We start from the raw sequence: 17,592 nt of genomic DNA on the forward strand, positions 1-17,592 counted from the left end.
TCATGATTTCGATGGAGAGCCCCGCACCACTGACCGTTTACGCAACGTCCCTTCAAGCACCAGGACCTGCTCCAGGAGGTCGGCGTACACACCGATCTGAAAGTCGCCGTTGCGTACGTTGCCGATGTGGATGTCCACACTGTGAGCGGATTCAGTGAAATCAAAACGCCTGGCCATCGGCGGGTCGAAAACCATGGCCAGCGCCTGCGTGGAGTACGTGGAGCTCCATCCAAGGGCGCCCTGGGTGCCGACGATCTGAGAGGGGTCTGTCGCTGCGATTTCAAGGCGGTAATGCCCATCCCTGTACAGTTCAAGGGTGTCGCGCCCCGGGATGATCGAGATCGAGGTCTCCGAACCATCGTCTGCGATGATGATCAGCGTGACTGTCCAGCCGAAGGCTTTAATGGCCGTCAAATTGAAGACTCTGGCTGGCTCGAGCGGATGCTGTTCCAGCATCGCGGTCACCTTGAACTCGCCTGCCTGCTTCGCCGAGAACAGATATTCCGAGCGACCTGGCTCATCTGTCTTGAGGATGACGTCCACAGGTGGATCCGAATCGACGGTCCACCTCACGGGATAATGTTCAAGCGCTGGAGCGCTCGGGTCGTCGCTCTCTTTCACAACAATCCACACCGGCGTTGCCGTTGCGCCCACCACTGGAAAGGGTATGTTTTGCAAAAAGTCCCGGATCACGGCACCACTGGCGACCCAGACCGTGAGTTCAACGGCGGCATCACTACCCAATTGCGCAAAAATCGTCAAAGGACCGGCTTCGAGGCTGGCCAGAGAAAACAGGCAGACGCCGTTAATATCGCTGTCCACCCCGGTTTTACTGGCATCACTGCTCGTCCACCACTCTACCCGCTGATGCGCCACGGGTTCGTCATCCAGCCCCACCACCTTGCAACGCACCTCCAGCGGTTGACCTGCCATGGCCACATCGCTGACAAACGGGTTACCGGAAATCCGCGGTTTGTCCGCGAACTTGAGCAGACCTGTGAAGGTAAAGCTGTGGGATTCATCCACATTACCCACAGTAATCCTGGCATCGCCGGGAGACAGGCTGGAAATCCAGACCTTACTCACGCCATCCTTATCGGTGACGGTCTGACGCGGCCGAATCTGCCCGACAGTCGTTCTCCACAGCACCGGATAATGGGCGACAGGATTGCCGTACCTGTCCATTACAGTGGTAAACACCTCTTGTTCCCACAAATTGCCCGCCAGCACGGGATCCCGGGGGATCTCGGAACTCTGCAAGGGTCTGGCCTGTGCGCTCTCCAGATCAGGACCGATCCGTACCGATGGGCCAAACTGTGGCTCATGAAACGGCAGGCTGTAGCGTAAATGCGCCGTTCCCACCCTTGCCCCGGCCTGCAATCGCGCCCATGCACGCCCCTGACGGTCTGTTGTGACCGTAGGCGTGAGTACAACCCCAAGATCGGTTTCGATATAAAGCGTCACTCCTGCTAGAGGAATGCCGAAAAAATCAAGCAGCGTGATCAGAAACTCCGCGACCTCCAGATCCAGTCCCACAATCAGGCTCGTGTTATCCACCACGCAATGGGTGTTGTAACTCTGGCCGACCTCAGCCGAGTCCGGCGAGGTTTTCGAATCATTGAATCGGCTCAGGCTTTCCAGTGCCTTTTGAGCACCCTGCTGATATTGCGAATTGCCATCGAGCAGATTCAGTTTGCCAAGAGTGACCGCCGTCTCGGCGTCCATACCTTTTGACGCCAGCTCCAGCGTGCGCATCAAAACGCCAAGCTCTTCGAGCGTACGTAGCAAGGGTAGCGCCGGTTCTTCACTCGCTTCGGCCACGGCATTGATATGCTCGACAACTTTGAGCACTTGACCGATGCCACAGCCGAAGAAACGGGCCAGTTTGTCGGCCGCGGCATCGCGAAACAGACGCTGCGCATCAGGACTCAAGTCATTGGGTAAATCATTTGCCTGGCCCAGGTAGTCGTATATTTTTTCTTCCGGTTGCCGAGCGCGCTCCACCAGTCGACCGAAAAGTGCCAGGCAGTAAATAGTATTGATCGATATGTCGAAGCGATCCTCAAGGCTGAACTGCAGAAAATTTTCGCCAGTGAGGAGCCTCGCAAGCAGTGACGGGCTCAATTTGAGCTTGTCGGCAATTCGTGCACGGCGCTCCACTTCCGCGAACGTTTTCAGAAACAGATCAGGCTCCTCCAGAGCCTTCATTTTGCGCCGCTGACGCTGCACCGGCGTGACCAGCGCCTCCTTCAAAAACTCGTACGAATGCCCTTGGGCCCACATCAACACCTGAGCCGTGAGCAATTCGCCAAGCTTCAGGAAAACCGACAGGCTCACCTCGACCAGCACCCGTTGCTCGTCCCGGCAGCGCAGCACGACCATGAGCAGAAGCGCATGCAAAGCCGCCCTGTCCCGTACGACGTCCGGAGGGGGGGACTCAGAGGGGTAGACATGTTTTGCAATCGCTATGAACGCCTCATTGGCACGTGCCAGAAACTGCTCTTCAGTCTCGTCATACCGCCCGACAACCGCGCCTTTATCGTCCACCAGCGAACCGAGCAATTGCAGCCAGTCGATCGGTTGATCATTGCTCGTACGCGCAGGTGCGCCAGCTTCCAGCAGCGTGGCTGACTTCACTAATATCGGCTGCACCTGACTGCTCAGCTGCAACAGGAATTGCTCCTGACTTTCGGTCCAGACGGTTGGAACGTAGACCGGATTGACGTATTGCACTAACCAAGGCACCGGCACATTGAAATCGTTGGTCCACTCCACACAGGTCATCACTGCATGAATGGTGCTCAATGCATCTGCGGCATCTGTCGTCCCATAAGCAGAGACCAGCGGCCTGCCAGCCAATTGCGGCGCCAGGCCAAGGGTTTGAAGCAGTGCGGTGAGTTCGATAGGCGTCAAGCCGAACATGCGGGCCAACCGCACCAGCCGCCAGAAACTCGATAGCGTCTCAAGATTGCACTTGAGGTGCGTCCTGAGCCCAAACGCTTCGGCGATCACAGTTGCCAGATAGCGATAGGTCTCGGGGTTGATGCCCAACCCTTTGCAAATCTGCTGAACTGTTTGCTGGTCGGCCGACGTGATGGGGATGATCGCGAACTCACGATCAGTGATCTTCAAGGGGTCATCAAACGGTTCTGAATGGTTGTAGCCCTGATCAAAAAACGCCGGAACTCCATTCTGACCATGGGGCGACAACACATCCAGGATCCCCGCGAAGTCTTCCGCGGTGCAGTCGTATTTAGCACTCAGCTCGACGAAAAGCCCCACAGCGCTCAGCGTACTGGAGCGAATCCACAAGGCCGCGTCCGCCCCTCCCCGGCGCTCTGCGTTCATCACCGCGATGAGTATTCGGTCCACCAGGTAGCTCGGCAAACCCAATAGCCGATCCAGGCGGCTTTTGCGTTGCATACGGTCTGTACGGTGCTCCAGGGCGGAGTCTTCCCCAATATTCGTCAACAGATGCCTGGGTTCGATGTCGCCATATTCGATTCCGATCGCCGGTTCTGTCCCGCCATGAATGAACCGTGCGCCCGCTACCTCTCCTGTCAAAGGTTCATCGGGGTCACCCAGCGCCGGAGCGTTGGGTGAAAGTTTGGGTGTATATCGCCCCATCGCCAGAAAACAGTCGACCTGATCCTGGGTAAAGCCCATTGCAAGCCTGAAAATCCAGAGTCTGCGCAGAGATGCATTGGCAATCACAAGACTGCCAAAGTTTTCCAGATAGAAGTCCCCGGCAGACTTTTGTGGATCCGCATCGATTCGGCCCGTACTTGGGTCTACCCTTTGCAGCGATTTGCCGGCCGGCTCGGTCCCCCGCCCAAAGTAAGGGGATTCGAGCAACAACGCTGAGAGCGCCGGACCGCTGCCAATACTCTGCTGGAGGGCTGCGTCGTCACGTGGCCCGCGCCCACCGGCATTCTTGAAATAGGGATACTTGGGATCGAGCCTGCGAATGACTTCCCCCAGCGAGCCATTTTCAACGACCTGCCGCACAACGTGTCGGATACTGAGCCGGTCATGCTCGTAGGGCATTTCCTGGGGGAACCGAATGGAGCGAAGGTAGTCCTTGGCCGTTGAAAAGCTCTCGCCTTCTTTCGACAGAATCAATGCTTCAAGTATCGTGCTATTGATCTCGACCCGGGACTTCACCTGATTGATAGCCGCCTCATCAATCAGCAGGTCGTCCACATCGCTGCGACGCAATGTCAGCGGAATGGCACCCGGCCCCGCTTTCGGCTCGATCAGCTCACGTATCCACTGGCGCAAGGCCACTAAATAGGCTGTCGTGGACGCGCTGTGTTCCGGGCTACCCAGAGCAGCAGCGCCATCAACATCGGGAGAAAAAATCTGCTGATAGGTCGGCAGCGGCCCGGCCATTCCTTTATCGCTGGGTCTCGGCACTCCGCGCAGGTGTTGCTGGCGGTACAGCCTGGCGATATTAAGTGCCAGCGCCCTGCCGCGGCTCAACAGGGCTTCGGCCTCCTCAGGTTTCAAGCCAAGTGTGCGCAATTCACCCACGCTGAGTTTTGTCAGATCGAACACGCTGGCGGACTTCATGAGGTGTCTTTCCAGCGCCTTGGGCACGTAGATCCGCTTTTTACTCTGCCCCAGCACAGCCCTGAGCAGTTGATGAACAGGGCTTTTGTCTGATGCTTTCATCCAGCGCTTCCTCTTGAGGGGAAACAAACGCCGGGACCTGACGGCGGCGCTTGTTGCGTTCAAGTTGATTAAGCACTGAATGGAAAACGGCTGGTACTGTCAGATCTGACAGGTTGCTCGACCGTCGATCGGAATTCAGAAGTTTTCTGTGAAGTGAGGGGCGTGAAAAGGCCCTCTGAACGAGGGCCTGACGCGGGCGTGTCTCTTTAGCTCAGCCGAAATCCGCCACAATAAGTTTGACCTCGTTCATCCACCCGGATAGAACAGGCCCTTTCTCGGCCTTGCCCCTGAGCGTCAACTCACCAAGCGGCAAACCATACAAAACAATCACGCATTGCCCTGTCTCATCGACCTGACCGGTACCCAGCTTGTTGGTGCCATCACCCGGAAAGAGCGACACCAGAGTACCTGGCATGGCAGTCAGTTTGATCACTGCATTGCGAGAAACGTAACTCCCATCAGTAAGATCGACTACAACAGGAGGAGACAGGGCAGTGCCGACTTTGAATTCGATGATAATGCCTGACCAGGCTGACTCCACTCCATCCATCTGTTGGCGTGCAGCGATCTGGTGGGGTTCTGTCTTCACTTCCAGATCTACGGCACAGCGAACAGCCCATTTGTCCTCTGCATTGACGATTGTCTGAGCCAGCACTTCGGTGGTCGCATGCCGATACACTGTCAATAAAGCTCCTGCTTTACCTAGTCCTTCAAACTGTGGCCGGGTTTCAAGCATTTGAGTTCGATCGTTCAACGGCAGTTGTATAACCGCTTTCTCAAAGCCTGCTAGAGCCTGAGTCACATCGCAATGACGGTGTGGCAACTTGTAGTCTGAATCGAGACCATCACGTTCCTGTTTGGCAGAATACGTCAGTGGCCCCACCGGCAATGAACTTGTGACCTGCGCCTCCCATGTTCCATCGCGCGCCACCCGTGCGGTCGCCAATACCGGACCACTTGCCTGGCGGACCGTGACCATCGCGCCCGGCAACCCCCATCCGGAAAACCTCGGCATACGCCGTACTGTTTGATCTGGCGTTGGAAACGCCACAACGGGCCAGTCAATCTCTGTGATGCGCTGCACTGTAAATGCATCACTCATGCGCCATTCAGAATTCACGCGATTCAGCGTCTGGCTTACCTGCACGCGTGTCAGTCCATCAGGAAGATCCCTGTTGCCCAACACCCGCCAGTACCCATCCTCATCAGCCTGGGTCGACGGTGTCAGACGGACCTCTGTGTCGTACCAGGCCGCCACGGCGATAAACGCATGAGGAGCAGCCCTGCCAGCGTAAACTGCCTGTGGACCTACCCAGTCACCTGCCCGCGGTTCAGTAAGGTCGATGGGGGCACTGAGCAGCGTCAGGGTAATCGGGACGGATTGTTGGGAGTTCGGTTCCGTACCGACTCGGGCAACGGCGGCGATTTTGTCCGTGGCAAGCATGGAATGTTCGAGCAGTGCCGACCAGGTGTTGTCCGCACTGACAAGAACGGGCTCGAAATTGTGGGGACGACCCACCCGCTGGACAATCACGAGATCTCCGGCAAATCCAACTCCGGAAGTCCTGAGCTTTTTCCCGACATTCTGGGTATTCAACGGCGTATCCAACAGCGGCGCATTCGGCACCACCGTGACAGATATCTCAGTCGGATCGCTGCGATAGCCATCCTGAAGAACCCTGACCTCCAGCGTTTTGGAACCCGCCGCCAACTCGACCGGAGTAGTCCATTTCCCGTCAACCACCGGAACGCCGGTAATGAATGGTGATGATCCTTTGATCGACAGCTCGACGGAACCGTACGTTGCAGAGGTGCTACCGGAAAAAGTGGACTTTCGCGCGGGCTGGCCGTTCGGCCCTGGTACGGTAAATCCGGCCCTTGGCACAGCGACCATGACGGTTTTGTTCTCAGTCGGGCCGGACACGTTACTGCTGGCCTGTGTCTCTTTTTGGCGGCAATAGAAGGTAAGTGGTCCCGGAGCGTGTTTGCCAATACCTATCTTCCAGGTTTTATCCTCGTTCACCGGGCCACTGCCCAATGTCACGTGGGTAGCCGAAAGAATCTCGACCCAGCAGCCTGGCCAACCCTTGCCCTCGATGACCGCCTCGATTGATACCTCGCCAGTCGTTGTCGGTTCAGGGACCGGCGGTTGAACCGTGAAGGTAAGGTTACTGGCCGCAGATGTCTGCCCCCCCATCGCCGAGGTTGCACTTATGATGTAGGTCTTTGGCGGCAGGGGATCGGTGACGGTATAACTGAACGAACCGATCGTGCCGGCCGTCCCGGTCGCTTTGAGTGGCACCGGCGGACGAGGCGGAATTGTCAGCAAAACATCCGAATTCGTCCAGGCAAGACCGGTAATCGTTGGTGTCTGGTTAGTCTGCGCACCTGGATCAGGCGCTGTATAGGTGGGAGAGGATGACGGAATGGTCACCTCTGGAACAGCGACCTCCGCAGACCAGACACCGTTTACCCATTGTTTGACGGTGAGGGTTCCATAAGTGCCCGGGTCAAGATCGACAGAAGTTGTGCGCCAAGTAAGATCAGATTGCGCCTCACCGTTGGGAAACTTGGGGCGAAAATCCTGACCGTCCTTGTGGATGATGGCCAATCCCTTACTCGTACCCCACGTATTGCCCCTGCCCGTAATTGTAAGTTTATTGCCGTTGCGCGTGACACTCACAGACGTGGGTCGAGGAGTGGGAACGGCAACCGGTATATCAGCGATCCAACCTGAGCTGTAGATACGCCCTGTTCCTCCATCGGACACGCTTTGCCGACCGCCATACCTGTAATTCCCCGGCAATACCGTGGCCGGAAGATCCTTCATATAGATACCTGTACTAGGAATGTCCACATCGATGGAATTGACTTCGTCACCCGACACATGAATATGCATCCTGCCTGTCGCGTAACCCGTGCCATGAAATTCGATGCCTTCGCCTTTGGGTCTGGACTGAAGCACAGGCTTGGCAGGCCGGATCTTGTAAAGAACGGAACCGCCACGACCGGATTGCTTGCCGCTGAGGAATTGCTCCGTTGCCACCCTTCGCAACCCGGGCTGGAGCGTTGCTACAGCGCTCCATGTGGCCGATGCGCCGACAGGGGCGGTCCCGACCAACGTTTGCGTTGTATCGATAAAAACCCGCACTTCGGCGTTGGCTAATCTGTTGTTGCCGAAGACGGTGAAGGTTTGTTCTTGTTCGGTATTGTTGCCGGGGGTGGTAATGCCCGTATGACCCAACATCCTGAAGGTCACAGGCTGGGTATAACCGTGAGCCTGGTTGGGATATATATGTTGAGTTTCCAACGTGTGCGTGCCAGAAGGCAGCACTTTTGTCATTTTCGTTTCCCAGTCCCCCGAACTATTTACAGTGATTGGAACGGCCCATGCCTCATAATGATTCGAGCTGTTGACTGGAGTCATTAGGGTTGAAGGATCGCCTTTACCACGGAAAACATGCCCATTGATAACAATTTCATTTGAGGTGGGGGACGATGTTATAGCTCGACGATACGTGACATCCCCGGTTTTTAGAGAGAGTCTATTGGCATACTGCTGCTGCGCCGCAAAGGTCACAACGTTGCCTTGGAAGCCGGATTCCGGTGTCACTTCCCAGCGCCCGCCGGTTCCCACTAGTCCGGTTCCTACGTAACTTGCTACCGAATAGAGTTGTACCGTGGCTCCGGAAACACCGCCGCCTCCGGTGACGTTCATAACAGGAGTGGTAATGTTTTTGATTGGGTCGATGGTTGGAGTTGGAGGGAGGTAGTACACATCGATTTGGTTATGCATATCCACGTCGCTCACACCAGCTCTGTCGTATTTATACCCAAAAGTGATTCTCGCCATATTACTGGTAGCGGTGATTGTTTGTGAGCGAACCAGAGCATTTTCATTGCCTTCTGGTTAGCGTTGCCAATAAGCTCCTGCTCCCATTTGTTTGCCGTGCCCGCTTCTACAAGAATACGTACGTCCCCCCCCGTCTGGTTATTATTCAAGGCCTGATACCACACCGTGCTACAAGTAAAAGTAGTGCCGGGGCCATTCCATGAATAACTGACTTTTAACTTTGCCCAATAGTTACCATTACTCGCTGATATAACTGCTTCTGCGAATAAATCGTTGTTGACTGGCTCTGAGGCAGAACTTTCGGTATGAAATTCAACTTCATCAGTAATTGATTCAATGCCGCCGGCAGTTCCTGGGGTCTCCGATGATTCGCCACTCGGGTCCAATTCCGTTCCATCGTTTGTATCCATGATTGACTCCGTCCTCATTGAGGGGCTGCCGGCAGAGGTTTGTAGATTCATTGAATGCCAATGCCATGCGGTCCAGCACCTGACAGATCTGACAGTCTCGACAAACGGTAACCTTTCCCACAGCCCTGTCCGCCAGCGTCCTGCAAGTCGTAACAACGGGCTACGACGCCTTGTGCCATTGCCTACAAATCACTCAGAATCCGCCGGCTTGTGCGCCTTGGCGTTGCCCCGTAACTTGATCCCCGTCGCTGCCAATCAGCGGCCGGGTTTAGTCGCCCGGGGTCTTAGTACGTTGCGCATAAGCGTCATCAAGTCGGGTATTCCCTATCCCCGCACTCGATGGTGGCTGTTCGCAGGGCGCCCTCGGGCGCACCGGTACGTACTCCCGGTCGACTAACCTGCTTACAGCCGCCACCCTTTTCTCGTTTAGTCGCGAGCCGATGGTGGTCTTATCGACGAGTACGAAATACATGAAAAAGCCAGTTCCAAATCCTCCTTCGGACACCGATCCAACAGACCCGACCGATCAACCCGATCCGGTCTCCCCCTACGCCTCCGTCGATTCAAAGAAACTCCACGACGCCGCTCACCGAGCCCTGGATTTCTATCTCAATCCCCCAAAGGACAAACCGCGCAACTCCGTGGATCGCGGCATGCAGATGTTCAAGGTCGATCCTGAAATCAACCCCGAGGCGATCGCCATCCAGACCTACGAGACCTTTTCTTCGGTCAGCATCCTGCTGCTCGACCTGGCCGACAGCCTGGACGACAAGCCGCGGCATCTGGCGATGGCGATCTATCAGTTGAGTGAGTTGGGGTTGTTGCTGGTGGAGAAGACGCTGGATAACGAGCGGGCGATCGCTATTGCCTAGCCGTTGAATAGAGGGTGTCAGTGCTGACGCCTTCGCGGGCAAGCCCGCTCCCACAGGGATCAGTGGTGTCCTTGTGGTAGCGGACTTGCCCGCGATGTTTCTGGCGGATATGAATCAGGCCGAGGCCGGCAACGGCTGAAAACTGAAGTACTGCTTCAACGCCTCGACCAGTTGCCCATACTCGGGCGGCGTGCGGTACAGGCTGAAGCCGGCGTCGTAGTGTTTGGGGGTCGCGTCTTCGTGACACCACAGGCAGCACGCGGTGAGGTCGATGACCTGCTGACAGCCCTCGCCCAAGGGGATTTTCAGGCGCAGGTTGAATTCGGCACCGATCATCATCGGCAACTGGCTGATGAGCATCAAACCGTCTTCGGACACGTTGCCCAGAAAGCCGATGGGTTTGTCGGTGACGCTGTTGAATACTCGCAGAAAATACGGCAGCTGATGCCGTTCGATTCGACGGTCGGTAAACATACGCAATTCGCCATGCAAGGCTCCATCACAGAGCCGCACTCTCGCTTCGGAACGGACCTGTGCGTCAGGTTCGCTCTCCCCGCTCCCGGTGTGGCGCTTGCCACGCACTGCTCATGCCAGTCGCAGGTGTTGCGCCGGTACTGAATTCGATCTGCACCGGTGTCATTCGACTATAGCTCACCCTATACAAGCAGCCAGCTTTTGTATGACAACTACCATCAGAAGCGGGTTGGACGTACCACGGCGGCAGCGCTGCGAGTCGGGTAGTGACCCAGGCTCTGCAGGGTTTCCAGACGCGCGCGGGCGCGGTAGGCGTATTCGCTGTTGGGGTACGAGGCGATGATGAACTGATAGGTCTGCGCCGCATCGACGAACATTTTCTGCCGTTCGAGGCACTGACCGCGCATCATCGACACTTCCGGCCACACATAAGGGCGTGCACGGCTGGCGCGTTCGACCTTGGACAGTTCGAGCATCACCTGCTCGCAGTTGCCCCGGTCGTAGGCATTGTAGGCGTTGTTCAAATGATGGTTCATCGACCAACGGGTGCAGCCCGAAGCGGCGAGGACGCTGAGGGCAAGGGCGGCAATGGGCACGAATCGCATGGGGTATTCTCCTGTCTTGTGATCATTATCGACCTCTGGCGAGAAATCTTCAGAGCCCTTTGTTCCGATTGTCGCGTTCAATAAAGAAAACAATAAGTAGTGCAAACGAACAATGACTACACCCAAAGAGCGTAGTAGCCTCTGCGAGCGCTTGAACCTGAGGAGTCTTTGCATGTCCGTCCGTCGTACCAAAATCGTCGCTACCCTTGGCCCGGCCAGTAACTCGCCGGAAGTTCTCGAACAGCTGATTCTGGCTGGCCTGGACGTCGCCCGTCTGAACTTCTCCCACGGCACCCCCGACGAGCACAAGGCTCGCGCGAAGCTGGTGCGTGACCTCGCTGCCAAGCACGGCCGCTTTGTCGCCCTGCTGGGTGACCTGCAAGGCCCGAAAATCCGTATCGCCAAATTCGCCAACAAGCGTATCGAGCTGAAGATCGGTGACCAGTTCACCTTCTCCACCAGCCATCCGCTGACCGAAGGCAACCAGCAGGTTGTCGGTATCGACTACCCGGACCTGGTCAAGGACTGCGGCGTGGGCGACGAGCTGCTGCTCGACGACGGCCGCGTGGTCATGCGCGTTGAAACCGCCACCGCGACCGAACTGAACTGCGTCGTGACCATCGGCGGCCCGCTGTCCGACCACAAAGGCATCAACCGTCGCGGTGGCGGCCTGACCGCTCCGGCCCTGACTGAAAAAGACAAGGCCGACATCAAGCTCGCCGCTGAAATGGAAGTCGACTACCTCGCCGTGTCCTTCCCGCGTGACGCCGCCGACATGAACTACGCCCGTCAACTGCGCGACGAAGCCGGCGGCACCGCCTGGCTGGTGGCGAAGATCGAACGCGCCGAAGCCGTGGCCGACGACGAAACCCTCGACGGTCTGATCAAGGCTTCCGACGCTGTGATGGTGGCCCGTGGTGACCTGGGCGTGGAAATCGGCGACGCTGAACTGGTGGGCATCCAGAAGAAAATCATTCTGCACGCACGCCGCCACAACAAGGCTGTGATCGTGGCGACCCAGATGATGGAGTCGATGATCCAGAACCCGATGCCGACCCGCGCCGAAGTGTCCGACGTGGCCAACGCCGTGCTCGACTACACCGACGCCGTGATGCTGTCTGCCGAATCCGCTGCCGGCGCTTATCCGCTGGAAGCCGTGCAGGCGATGGCGCGCATCTGCGTCGGCGCTGAAAAGCACCCGACCAGCAAGACTTCCAGCCACCGCATCGGCAAGGAATTCGAGCGCTGCGACGAGAGCATCGCACTGGCGACCATGTACACCGCCAACCACTTCCCGGGCGTGAAAGCGATCATCGCGCTGACCGAAAGCGGCTACACCCCGCTGATCATGTCGCGTATCCGTTCGTCGGTGCCGATCTACTGCTTCACCCCGCACCGCGAAGCCCAGGCTCGCGCTGCGATGTTCCGTGGCGTGTACACCGTACCGTTCGACCCGGCTTCGCTGGCCCCGAACGAAGTCAGCCAGAAAGCCATCGACGAGCTGGTCAAGCGCGGCGTGGTGGAGAAAGGCGACTGGGTCATCCTGACCAAGGGCGACAGCTACCACACCACCGGCGGCACCAACGGCATGAAGATCCTGCACGTGGGCGACCCGCAGGTCTGAGTGACCGGTTGCTGAAAACGAAAAGCCCCGCCGTGTGAATGGCGGGGCTTTTTCATTTCAGACTGATCGTTACTAGTTTGATCGTTCCCACGCTCCGCGTGGGAATGCAGCCCGGGACGCTCCGCGTCCCATGCCGAAGCGGACGCAGAGCGTCCATTGAGGCATTCCCACGCAGAGCGTGGGAACGATCGGTGCACGGAGTGCGGCGGCGGTCGGCGGTCGGCGGTCGGCGGTCGGCGGTCGGCGGTCGGCGGTCGGCGGTCGGCGGATATCTCAATGGCGTTTGATGAACCCCGTCAACGCCGCCAACGCCTCCGGCGACCTCAGCCGCTGGGTGAACAGCGCGCCCTCCTCTTCGATCACCTTGCGAATCAACTCGCGATCCGGCGCCCGCATCAATTGCTTGCTGATGCGCACCGCCTCGGCCGGCAGTTCATCAAACCGCAGCGCCATCTCTCGCGCCTTGGCCAATGCCGCTTCGCCACTGCTCAGCGCCTCGGTCGCGATCCCCCATTGCGCCGCTTGCTCGCCGGTGAAACCTTCACCCAGCAGCAACAATTCCGACGCTTTGGCCTGCCCGAGCAGACGCGGCAGGATCAGGCTGGAGCCGAACTCCGGGCACAACCCGAGATTGACGAACGGCATGCGCAACCGCGCATCCCGCGCCACGTACACCAGATCACAATGCAGCAACAGCGTCGTGCCGATCCCCACCGCCGCTCCGGCCACCGCGGCGATCACCGGTTTGCGGCATTCGAGCAGTTCGAGCATGAAGTGAAACACCGGGCTGTCGAGGTCGCTCGGCGGTTGCTGGATGAAGTCGGCGATGTCGTTGCCGGCGGTGAAACACTCGGCGCTGCCGGTGATCAGCACGGCGTTGATTTCGGGGTCGTGATTCGCCTGCTTGAGCGCCTCGGCCAATTGGCTGTACATGGCGCGGGTCAGGGCGTTTTTCTTGTCCGGGCGATTGAGGCGCAGGGTCAGCAAACCGCGTTCGCGGTGCAGCAGGATGGCTTCGGGCATGGCAGGTCTCGCGTCTGAGAATTCAGCGCTCAACCACGGCTCAGGAAGACATCGGCCAGCAGTTGATTGCGCGGCAGTCCGGCCAGGAACAGACGCTTGGCAAACGCGTCGACGCTGGCAGTCGAACCGCAGACTAAAGCCAGGGTTTGTCGGGAGACAAGGCGCAGTTGCGCCAAAGCGCCCGGCAACTCGGCCGCCGTCCACCCTTCAACGCTGAGGTTTTCCCGCTGCGCGGCCAATGCTTCAAGGGGTTTGGCCAGGTAATGCCCGTCGGCATCATGGGCCAGATGAATGACGCGAATGGCGCCCCGATGATCGTGACGCAAGGCTTCGCGCAACACACCGAACAACGGGCCGAGCCCGGTGCCGGCGGCCAGCAGCCACAGCGGCCGGTCGTGCCAGTCCGGGTCGTAATGCAGCGCGCCGCCGCGCAGTTCGCCGAGGCGGATCGGGTCGCCAATCTGCAAGCGTCGTGCAGCATCGCTGAATTCGCCGGGCTGGCGGCAATCGAGGTGGAATTCAAGAAAGCGGTCTTCTTCCGGCAGGCTCGCCAGCGAATACGGCCGCGCAATGTGGCCGGCCCACAGCACCAGATGCTGACCGGCGCTGTAGCGCAACGGCCGCTGAGGTGTCAGGCGCAGTCGCAACACGCTGTCGCCGAGCCAGTCCAGCGCTTCGACCGTGGCCGGGCGACCGTCGGTGACGGGATCGAAGGTGTGCACCTGCAAGTCCTCGATCACCTGGCACTGACAGGCCAGCCGCCAACCCTGATCACGCTGCTCGGCGCTCAGGGCATCGGGGCGACTGTCGGCGGGCAAACCCTGCACGCATTGCACCAGACACGCATGGCAACTGCCGGCGCGGCAGCTATAAGGTACCGCCACACCGTTCTGAGTGAGGGCATCGAGCAGGTTGCTGCCCGCTGCCACCGACCACTGTCGTTCACCGACCCGCAGTTCAGGCATCGACGTTCTCCCACGCGGCTGCGCAACGGTTGCGCCCGTCGCGCTTGGCCCGGTACAGCGCCTGATCGGCGCGCTGCAAGGCATCGTCCAGATCATCGCCCAGTTCCAGCAGGGTCATGCCGGCGGACAGGCTCAGGTTTTTCACATTCAGGCCCACCAGTTCAACGTCGGTGAAGGCGATGCGCAGCCGTTCGCAGCAAGCGGTCAGGCGCTCGGCGTTGCAATCGGGCAGCAGCACCACGAATTCTTCACCACCATAACGCGCCAACACGTCGCCGTCGCGCAGACAGGCCCCGGCCACCCCGGCAAAGGCTTGCAGCACCTGATCGCCGGCGGCGTGGCCGTGAATATCGTTGATGCGCTTGAAGTGATCGAGATCGATCAGCGCCAGACCATGCACCACGTCGGCCTCCATCGCATTCAGCTCGCGGGTGGCCAGGCGCAGGAAATGCCGGCGATTGAACAGCCCAGTCAGTTCATCGGTGGCCACCAGGTCTTCGAGCTGGCGCATCATCCCGCGCAGGGTGTCCTGATGCGCCTGCAAGGCAAACCGGCGCTGACGCATACGCTGGCGCGAGGTCTGGACGAAGCGGGCGTAAATCACCAGCCACGCCAGCACGATCAGCAGGATGCAGGCCTGCAACGCGGACAGCGCCGGATCGTGCAGCCGCAAGTGGTAACCGTCCCACAGTGTGATAGCGCAGAAGCTGAAGAACACCAGCATGGCGCAGCGCACAAACGCCCGCTGTGACAGATGGAACAGGCCGAACAGCAGCACCAGCACATAGAAAACCAGAAACTCGCCCCGCGCCTCTTCCAGATGCGCGATCAGCCACGTCTGCCAGCCGAGGCCCAGCAGCACTTGAACTTCGGTCAGGCTCGGGTCGGAGAAGCGCAGGTTGCAGCCGGAAAAGAACACAGCGAACAGGGCCGCCTGACTGATCACCACCAGCGCGCTGCCGATGGCAACGCCCGCCAGCGAGTCGTTGTAGTGACCGGTGAAATACGCCAGCCACAGCAGCAGCAAAGCCAATCCATAGGTGGCTGCAGCGAGGGCGAAGCGTTTGAGCAAAAGACGTTGAATGGCGTTATGGGTCAATCGTTGACTCACCGTGCGATAAGAGGCTGACCGAGTGTCCTACTCTACAGACCGGCTGCCACTTTAGTGGCGCAGGCGATAAATGACCATTGATTTTCGGGCCGGGTATTTGGCGTCAAAAACCTGCAGCCATGCGACCAACGAATGACTCCCGGCAGATGTGCCCGCCACCGAGGCGCGGTATACTGCCGCGCCTTTTTAGCGTCGCGTCAGCAGCCCCGGCGTGCCTTGAAAGGTGTCTGCGACCGACCGATGCACCCAAGCCGCAGGCACCTTATTGAATGTTCCCGTCTTTTAGAGGAGCGCGACTCATGACCGTGATCAAGCAAGACGACCTGATTCAGAGCGTTGCCGACGCCCTGCAGTTCATTTCCTACTACCACCCCGTGGACTTCATCCAGGCGATGCACGAAGCCTACCTGCGCGAAGAATCGCCAGCGGCCCGTGACTCGATGGCGCAGATCCTGATCAACTCGCGCATGTGCGCCACCGGCCACCGGCCGATCTGCCAGGACACCGGCATCGTGACCGTGTTCGTGCGTGTGGGCATGGACGTGCGTTGGGATGGCGCGACCATGAGCCTGGACGACATGATCAACGAAGGCGTGCGCCGCGCCTACAACCTGCCGGAAAACGTCCTGCGTGCTTCCATCCTGGCCGACCCGGCCGGTGCGCGTAAGAACACCAAGGACAACACCCCGGCGGTCATCCACTACTCCATCGTCCCGGGTAACACCGTGGAAGTGGACGTGGCGGCCAAGGGCGGCGGCTCCGAGAACAAGTCGAAAATGGCCATGCTCAACCCGTCCGACTCGATCGTCGACTGGGTGCTGAAGACCGTTCCGACCATGGGCGCCGGCTGGTGCCCACCGGGCATGCTGGGCATCGGCATCGGCGGTACCGCCGAGAAAGCCGCTGTGATGGCAAAAGAAGTGTTGATGGAGTCCATCGACATTCACGAGCTCAAGGCCCGTGGCCCGCAGAACCGCATCGAAGAAATGCGTCTGGAGCTGTTCGAGAAGGTCAACCAGCTGGGCATCGGCGCCCAAGGCCTCGGTGGCCTGACCACCGTGCTCGACGTGAAGATCATGGACTACCCGACTCACGCCGCCTCCTTGCCGGTGTGCATGATCCCGAACTGCGCCGCCACCCGTCACGCGCACTTCGTGCTCGACGGTTCCGGCCCGGCTTCGCTGGAGGCGCCACCGCTGGACGCTTACCCGGAAATCGTCTGGGAAGCCGGCCCGTCGGCCCGTCGCGTCAACCTCGACACCCTGACCCCGGAAGACGTGCAGAGCTGGAAGCCGGGCGAAACCGTCCTGCTCAACGGCAAGATGCTCACCGGTCGCGACGCTGCGCACAAGCGCATGGTCGAGATGCTGAACAAGGGCGAAACCCTGCCGGTGGATCTGAAAGGTCGCTTCATCTACTACGTCGGCCCGGTTGATCCGGTCGGTGACGAAGTGGTTGGCCCGGCTGGCCCGACCACCGCCACGCGGATGGACAAGTTCACCCGTCAGATCCTTGAGCAGACTGGCCTGTTGGGCATGATCGGCAAGTCCGAGCGCGGCCCGACCGCCATCGACGCGATCAAGGACAACAAGGCTGTGTACCTGATGGCCGTCGGCGGGGCCGCCTACCTGGTGGCGCAAGCGATCAAGAAGTCCAAGGTTCTGGCGTTTGCCGAGCTGGGCATGGAAGCGATCTACGAGTTCGAGGTCAAGGACATGCCGGTCACCGTAGCGGTGGACAGCAAAGGTGAATCGGTACACATCACTGGTCCTGCGATCTGGCAACAGAAGATCAGCGAAAGCCTGGCGGTTGAAGTGCAGTAAGCGCTTCGTCTGTTAGTAAAAAGGCCGGGCGGTCAGCAATGACCGCCCGGCCTTTTTTTCGCCTGCCATAAATTGCAGGCGCGGGCACCTGTCAGATCTGACAGGTGTCGAAAAAATAATGCTCTGTTAGCGTGCAATCTCGGCATTCACTGGTTGCG

The 17,592-nt window shown here is 58.9% G+C and carries 11 protein-coding genes; 3 read left to right on the forward strand and 8 right to left on the reverse strand.

The genetic code is table 11. The annotated features are described in order from the left end of the window. The 3 genes from ABTV87_RS23020 to ABTV87_RS23030 form a co-directional block, all read right to left on the reverse strand. A complete protein-coding gene (locus ABTV87_RS23020) occupies nt 1-4,674 on the reverse strand; it encodes an Ig-like domain-containing protein (protein WP_433898417.1) in 4,674 nt (1,557 codons plus the stop codon). Nucleotides 4,675-4,885: 211 nt separating this feature from the next. Then, on the reverse strand, nt 4,886-8,485 hold the full coding sequence (locus tag ABTV87_RS23025) for a hypothetical protein (RefSeq protein WP_433898418.1): 3,600 nt from the start codon (nt 8,483-8,485) through the stop codon (nt 4,886-4,888). Next, nucleotides 8,482-8,937, reverse strand: a complete 456-nt coding sequence (locus ABTV87_RS23030) for a hypothetical protein (RefSeq protein ID WP_433898419.1) — start codon at nt 8,935-8,937, stop codon at nt 8,482-8,484. The genes ABTV87_RS23025 and ABTV87_RS23030 overlap by 4 nt, the downstream gene beginning before the upstream one ends. Nucleotides 8,938-9,407: 470 nt before the next feature. On the opposite strand from ABTV87_RS23030, the gene ABTV87_RS23035 reads away from it, so the two are divergent. Beyond that, nucleotides 9,408-9,809: a DUF6124 family protein gene (locus ABTV87_RS23035; protein ID WP_433898420.1), complete on the forward strand. Its 402-nt coding sequence runs from the start codon at nt 9,408-9,410 to the stop codon at nt 9,807-9,809. Between the two features lie 114 nt (nt 9,810-9,923). Here ABTV87_RS23035 and ABTV87_RS23040 read toward each other — a convergent pair whose 3' ends face one another. Next, complete coding sequence (locus tag ABTV87_RS23040; RefSeq protein WP_127799615.1) at nt 9,924-10,283, reverse strand: PilZ domain-containing protein; 360 nt, start codon at nt 10,281-10,283, stop codon at nt 9,924-9,926. Between the two features lie 218 nt (nt 10,284-10,501). Then, nucleotides 10,502-10,888: a tetratricopeptide repeat protein gene (locus ABTV87_RS23045; RefSeq protein ID WP_433898421.1), complete on the reverse strand. Its 387-nt coding sequence runs from the start codon at nt 10,886-10,888 to the stop codon at nt 10,502-10,504. 172 nt (nt 10,889-11,060) lie between these two features. Between ABTV87_RS23045 and pyk the strand changes: the two genes are divergently transcribed. Next, nucleotides 11,061-12,512, forward strand: a complete 1,452-nt coding sequence (gene pyk, locus ABTV87_RS23050) for a pyruvate kinase (RefSeq protein ID WP_007951250.1) — start codon at nt 11,061-11,063, stop codon at nt 12,510-12,512. A 273-nt stretch (nt 12,513-12,785) separates the two neighbouring features. Here the strand turns inward: pyk and ABTV87_RS23055 are convergent, their stop codons facing one another. The 3 genes from ABTV87_RS23055 to ABTV87_RS23065 are packed head-to-tail and all read right to left on the reverse strand — an operon-like array spanning nt 12,786 to nt 15,599. Then, nucleotides 12,786-13,535, reverse strand: a complete 750-nt coding sequence (locus tag ABTV87_RS23055) for an enoyl-CoA hydratase-related protein (protein WP_007960185.1) — start codon at nt 13,533-13,535, stop codon at nt 12,786-12,788. 29 nt (nt 13,536-13,564) lie between these two features. Then, nucleotides 13,565-14,500 carry an iron-sulfur-binding ferredoxin reductase gene (locus ABTV87_RS23060; RefSeq protein ID WP_085606667.1) on the reverse strand — a complete coding sequence of 312 codons (936 nt, stop codon included), beginning with the start codon at nt 14,498-14,500 and terminating at the stop codon, nt 13,565-13,567. After that, nucleotides 14,493-15,599 (reverse strand): GGDEF domain-containing protein, encoded by a 1,107-nt coding sequence (locus ABTV87_RS23065; RefSeq protein ID WP_085606669.1) that lies wholly within the window; start codon nt 15,597-15,599, stop codon nt 14,493-14,495. Before ABTV87_RS23065 ends, ABTV87_RS23060 begins: the two co-directional genes overlap by 8 nt. Before the next feature lie 311 nt (nt 15,600-15,910). Here ABTV87_RS23065 and ABTV87_RS23070 point away from each other — a divergent pair, with 311 nt between their 5' ends. Next, nucleotides 15,911-17,434 (forward strand): fumarate hydratase, encoded by a 1,524-nt coding sequence (locus ABTV87_RS23070; RefSeq protein ID WP_007960181.1) that lies wholly within the window; start codon nt 15,911-15,913, stop codon nt 17,432-17,434. Nucleotides 17,435-17,592: the final 158 nt, after the last annotated feature.

The organism is Pseudomonas sp. PSE1(2024) (genome assembly GCF_050990555.1).
GTDB lineage: Bacteria > Pseudomonadota > Gammaproteobacteria > Pseudomonadales > Pseudomonadaceae > Aquipseudomonas > Aquipseudomonas aphyarum.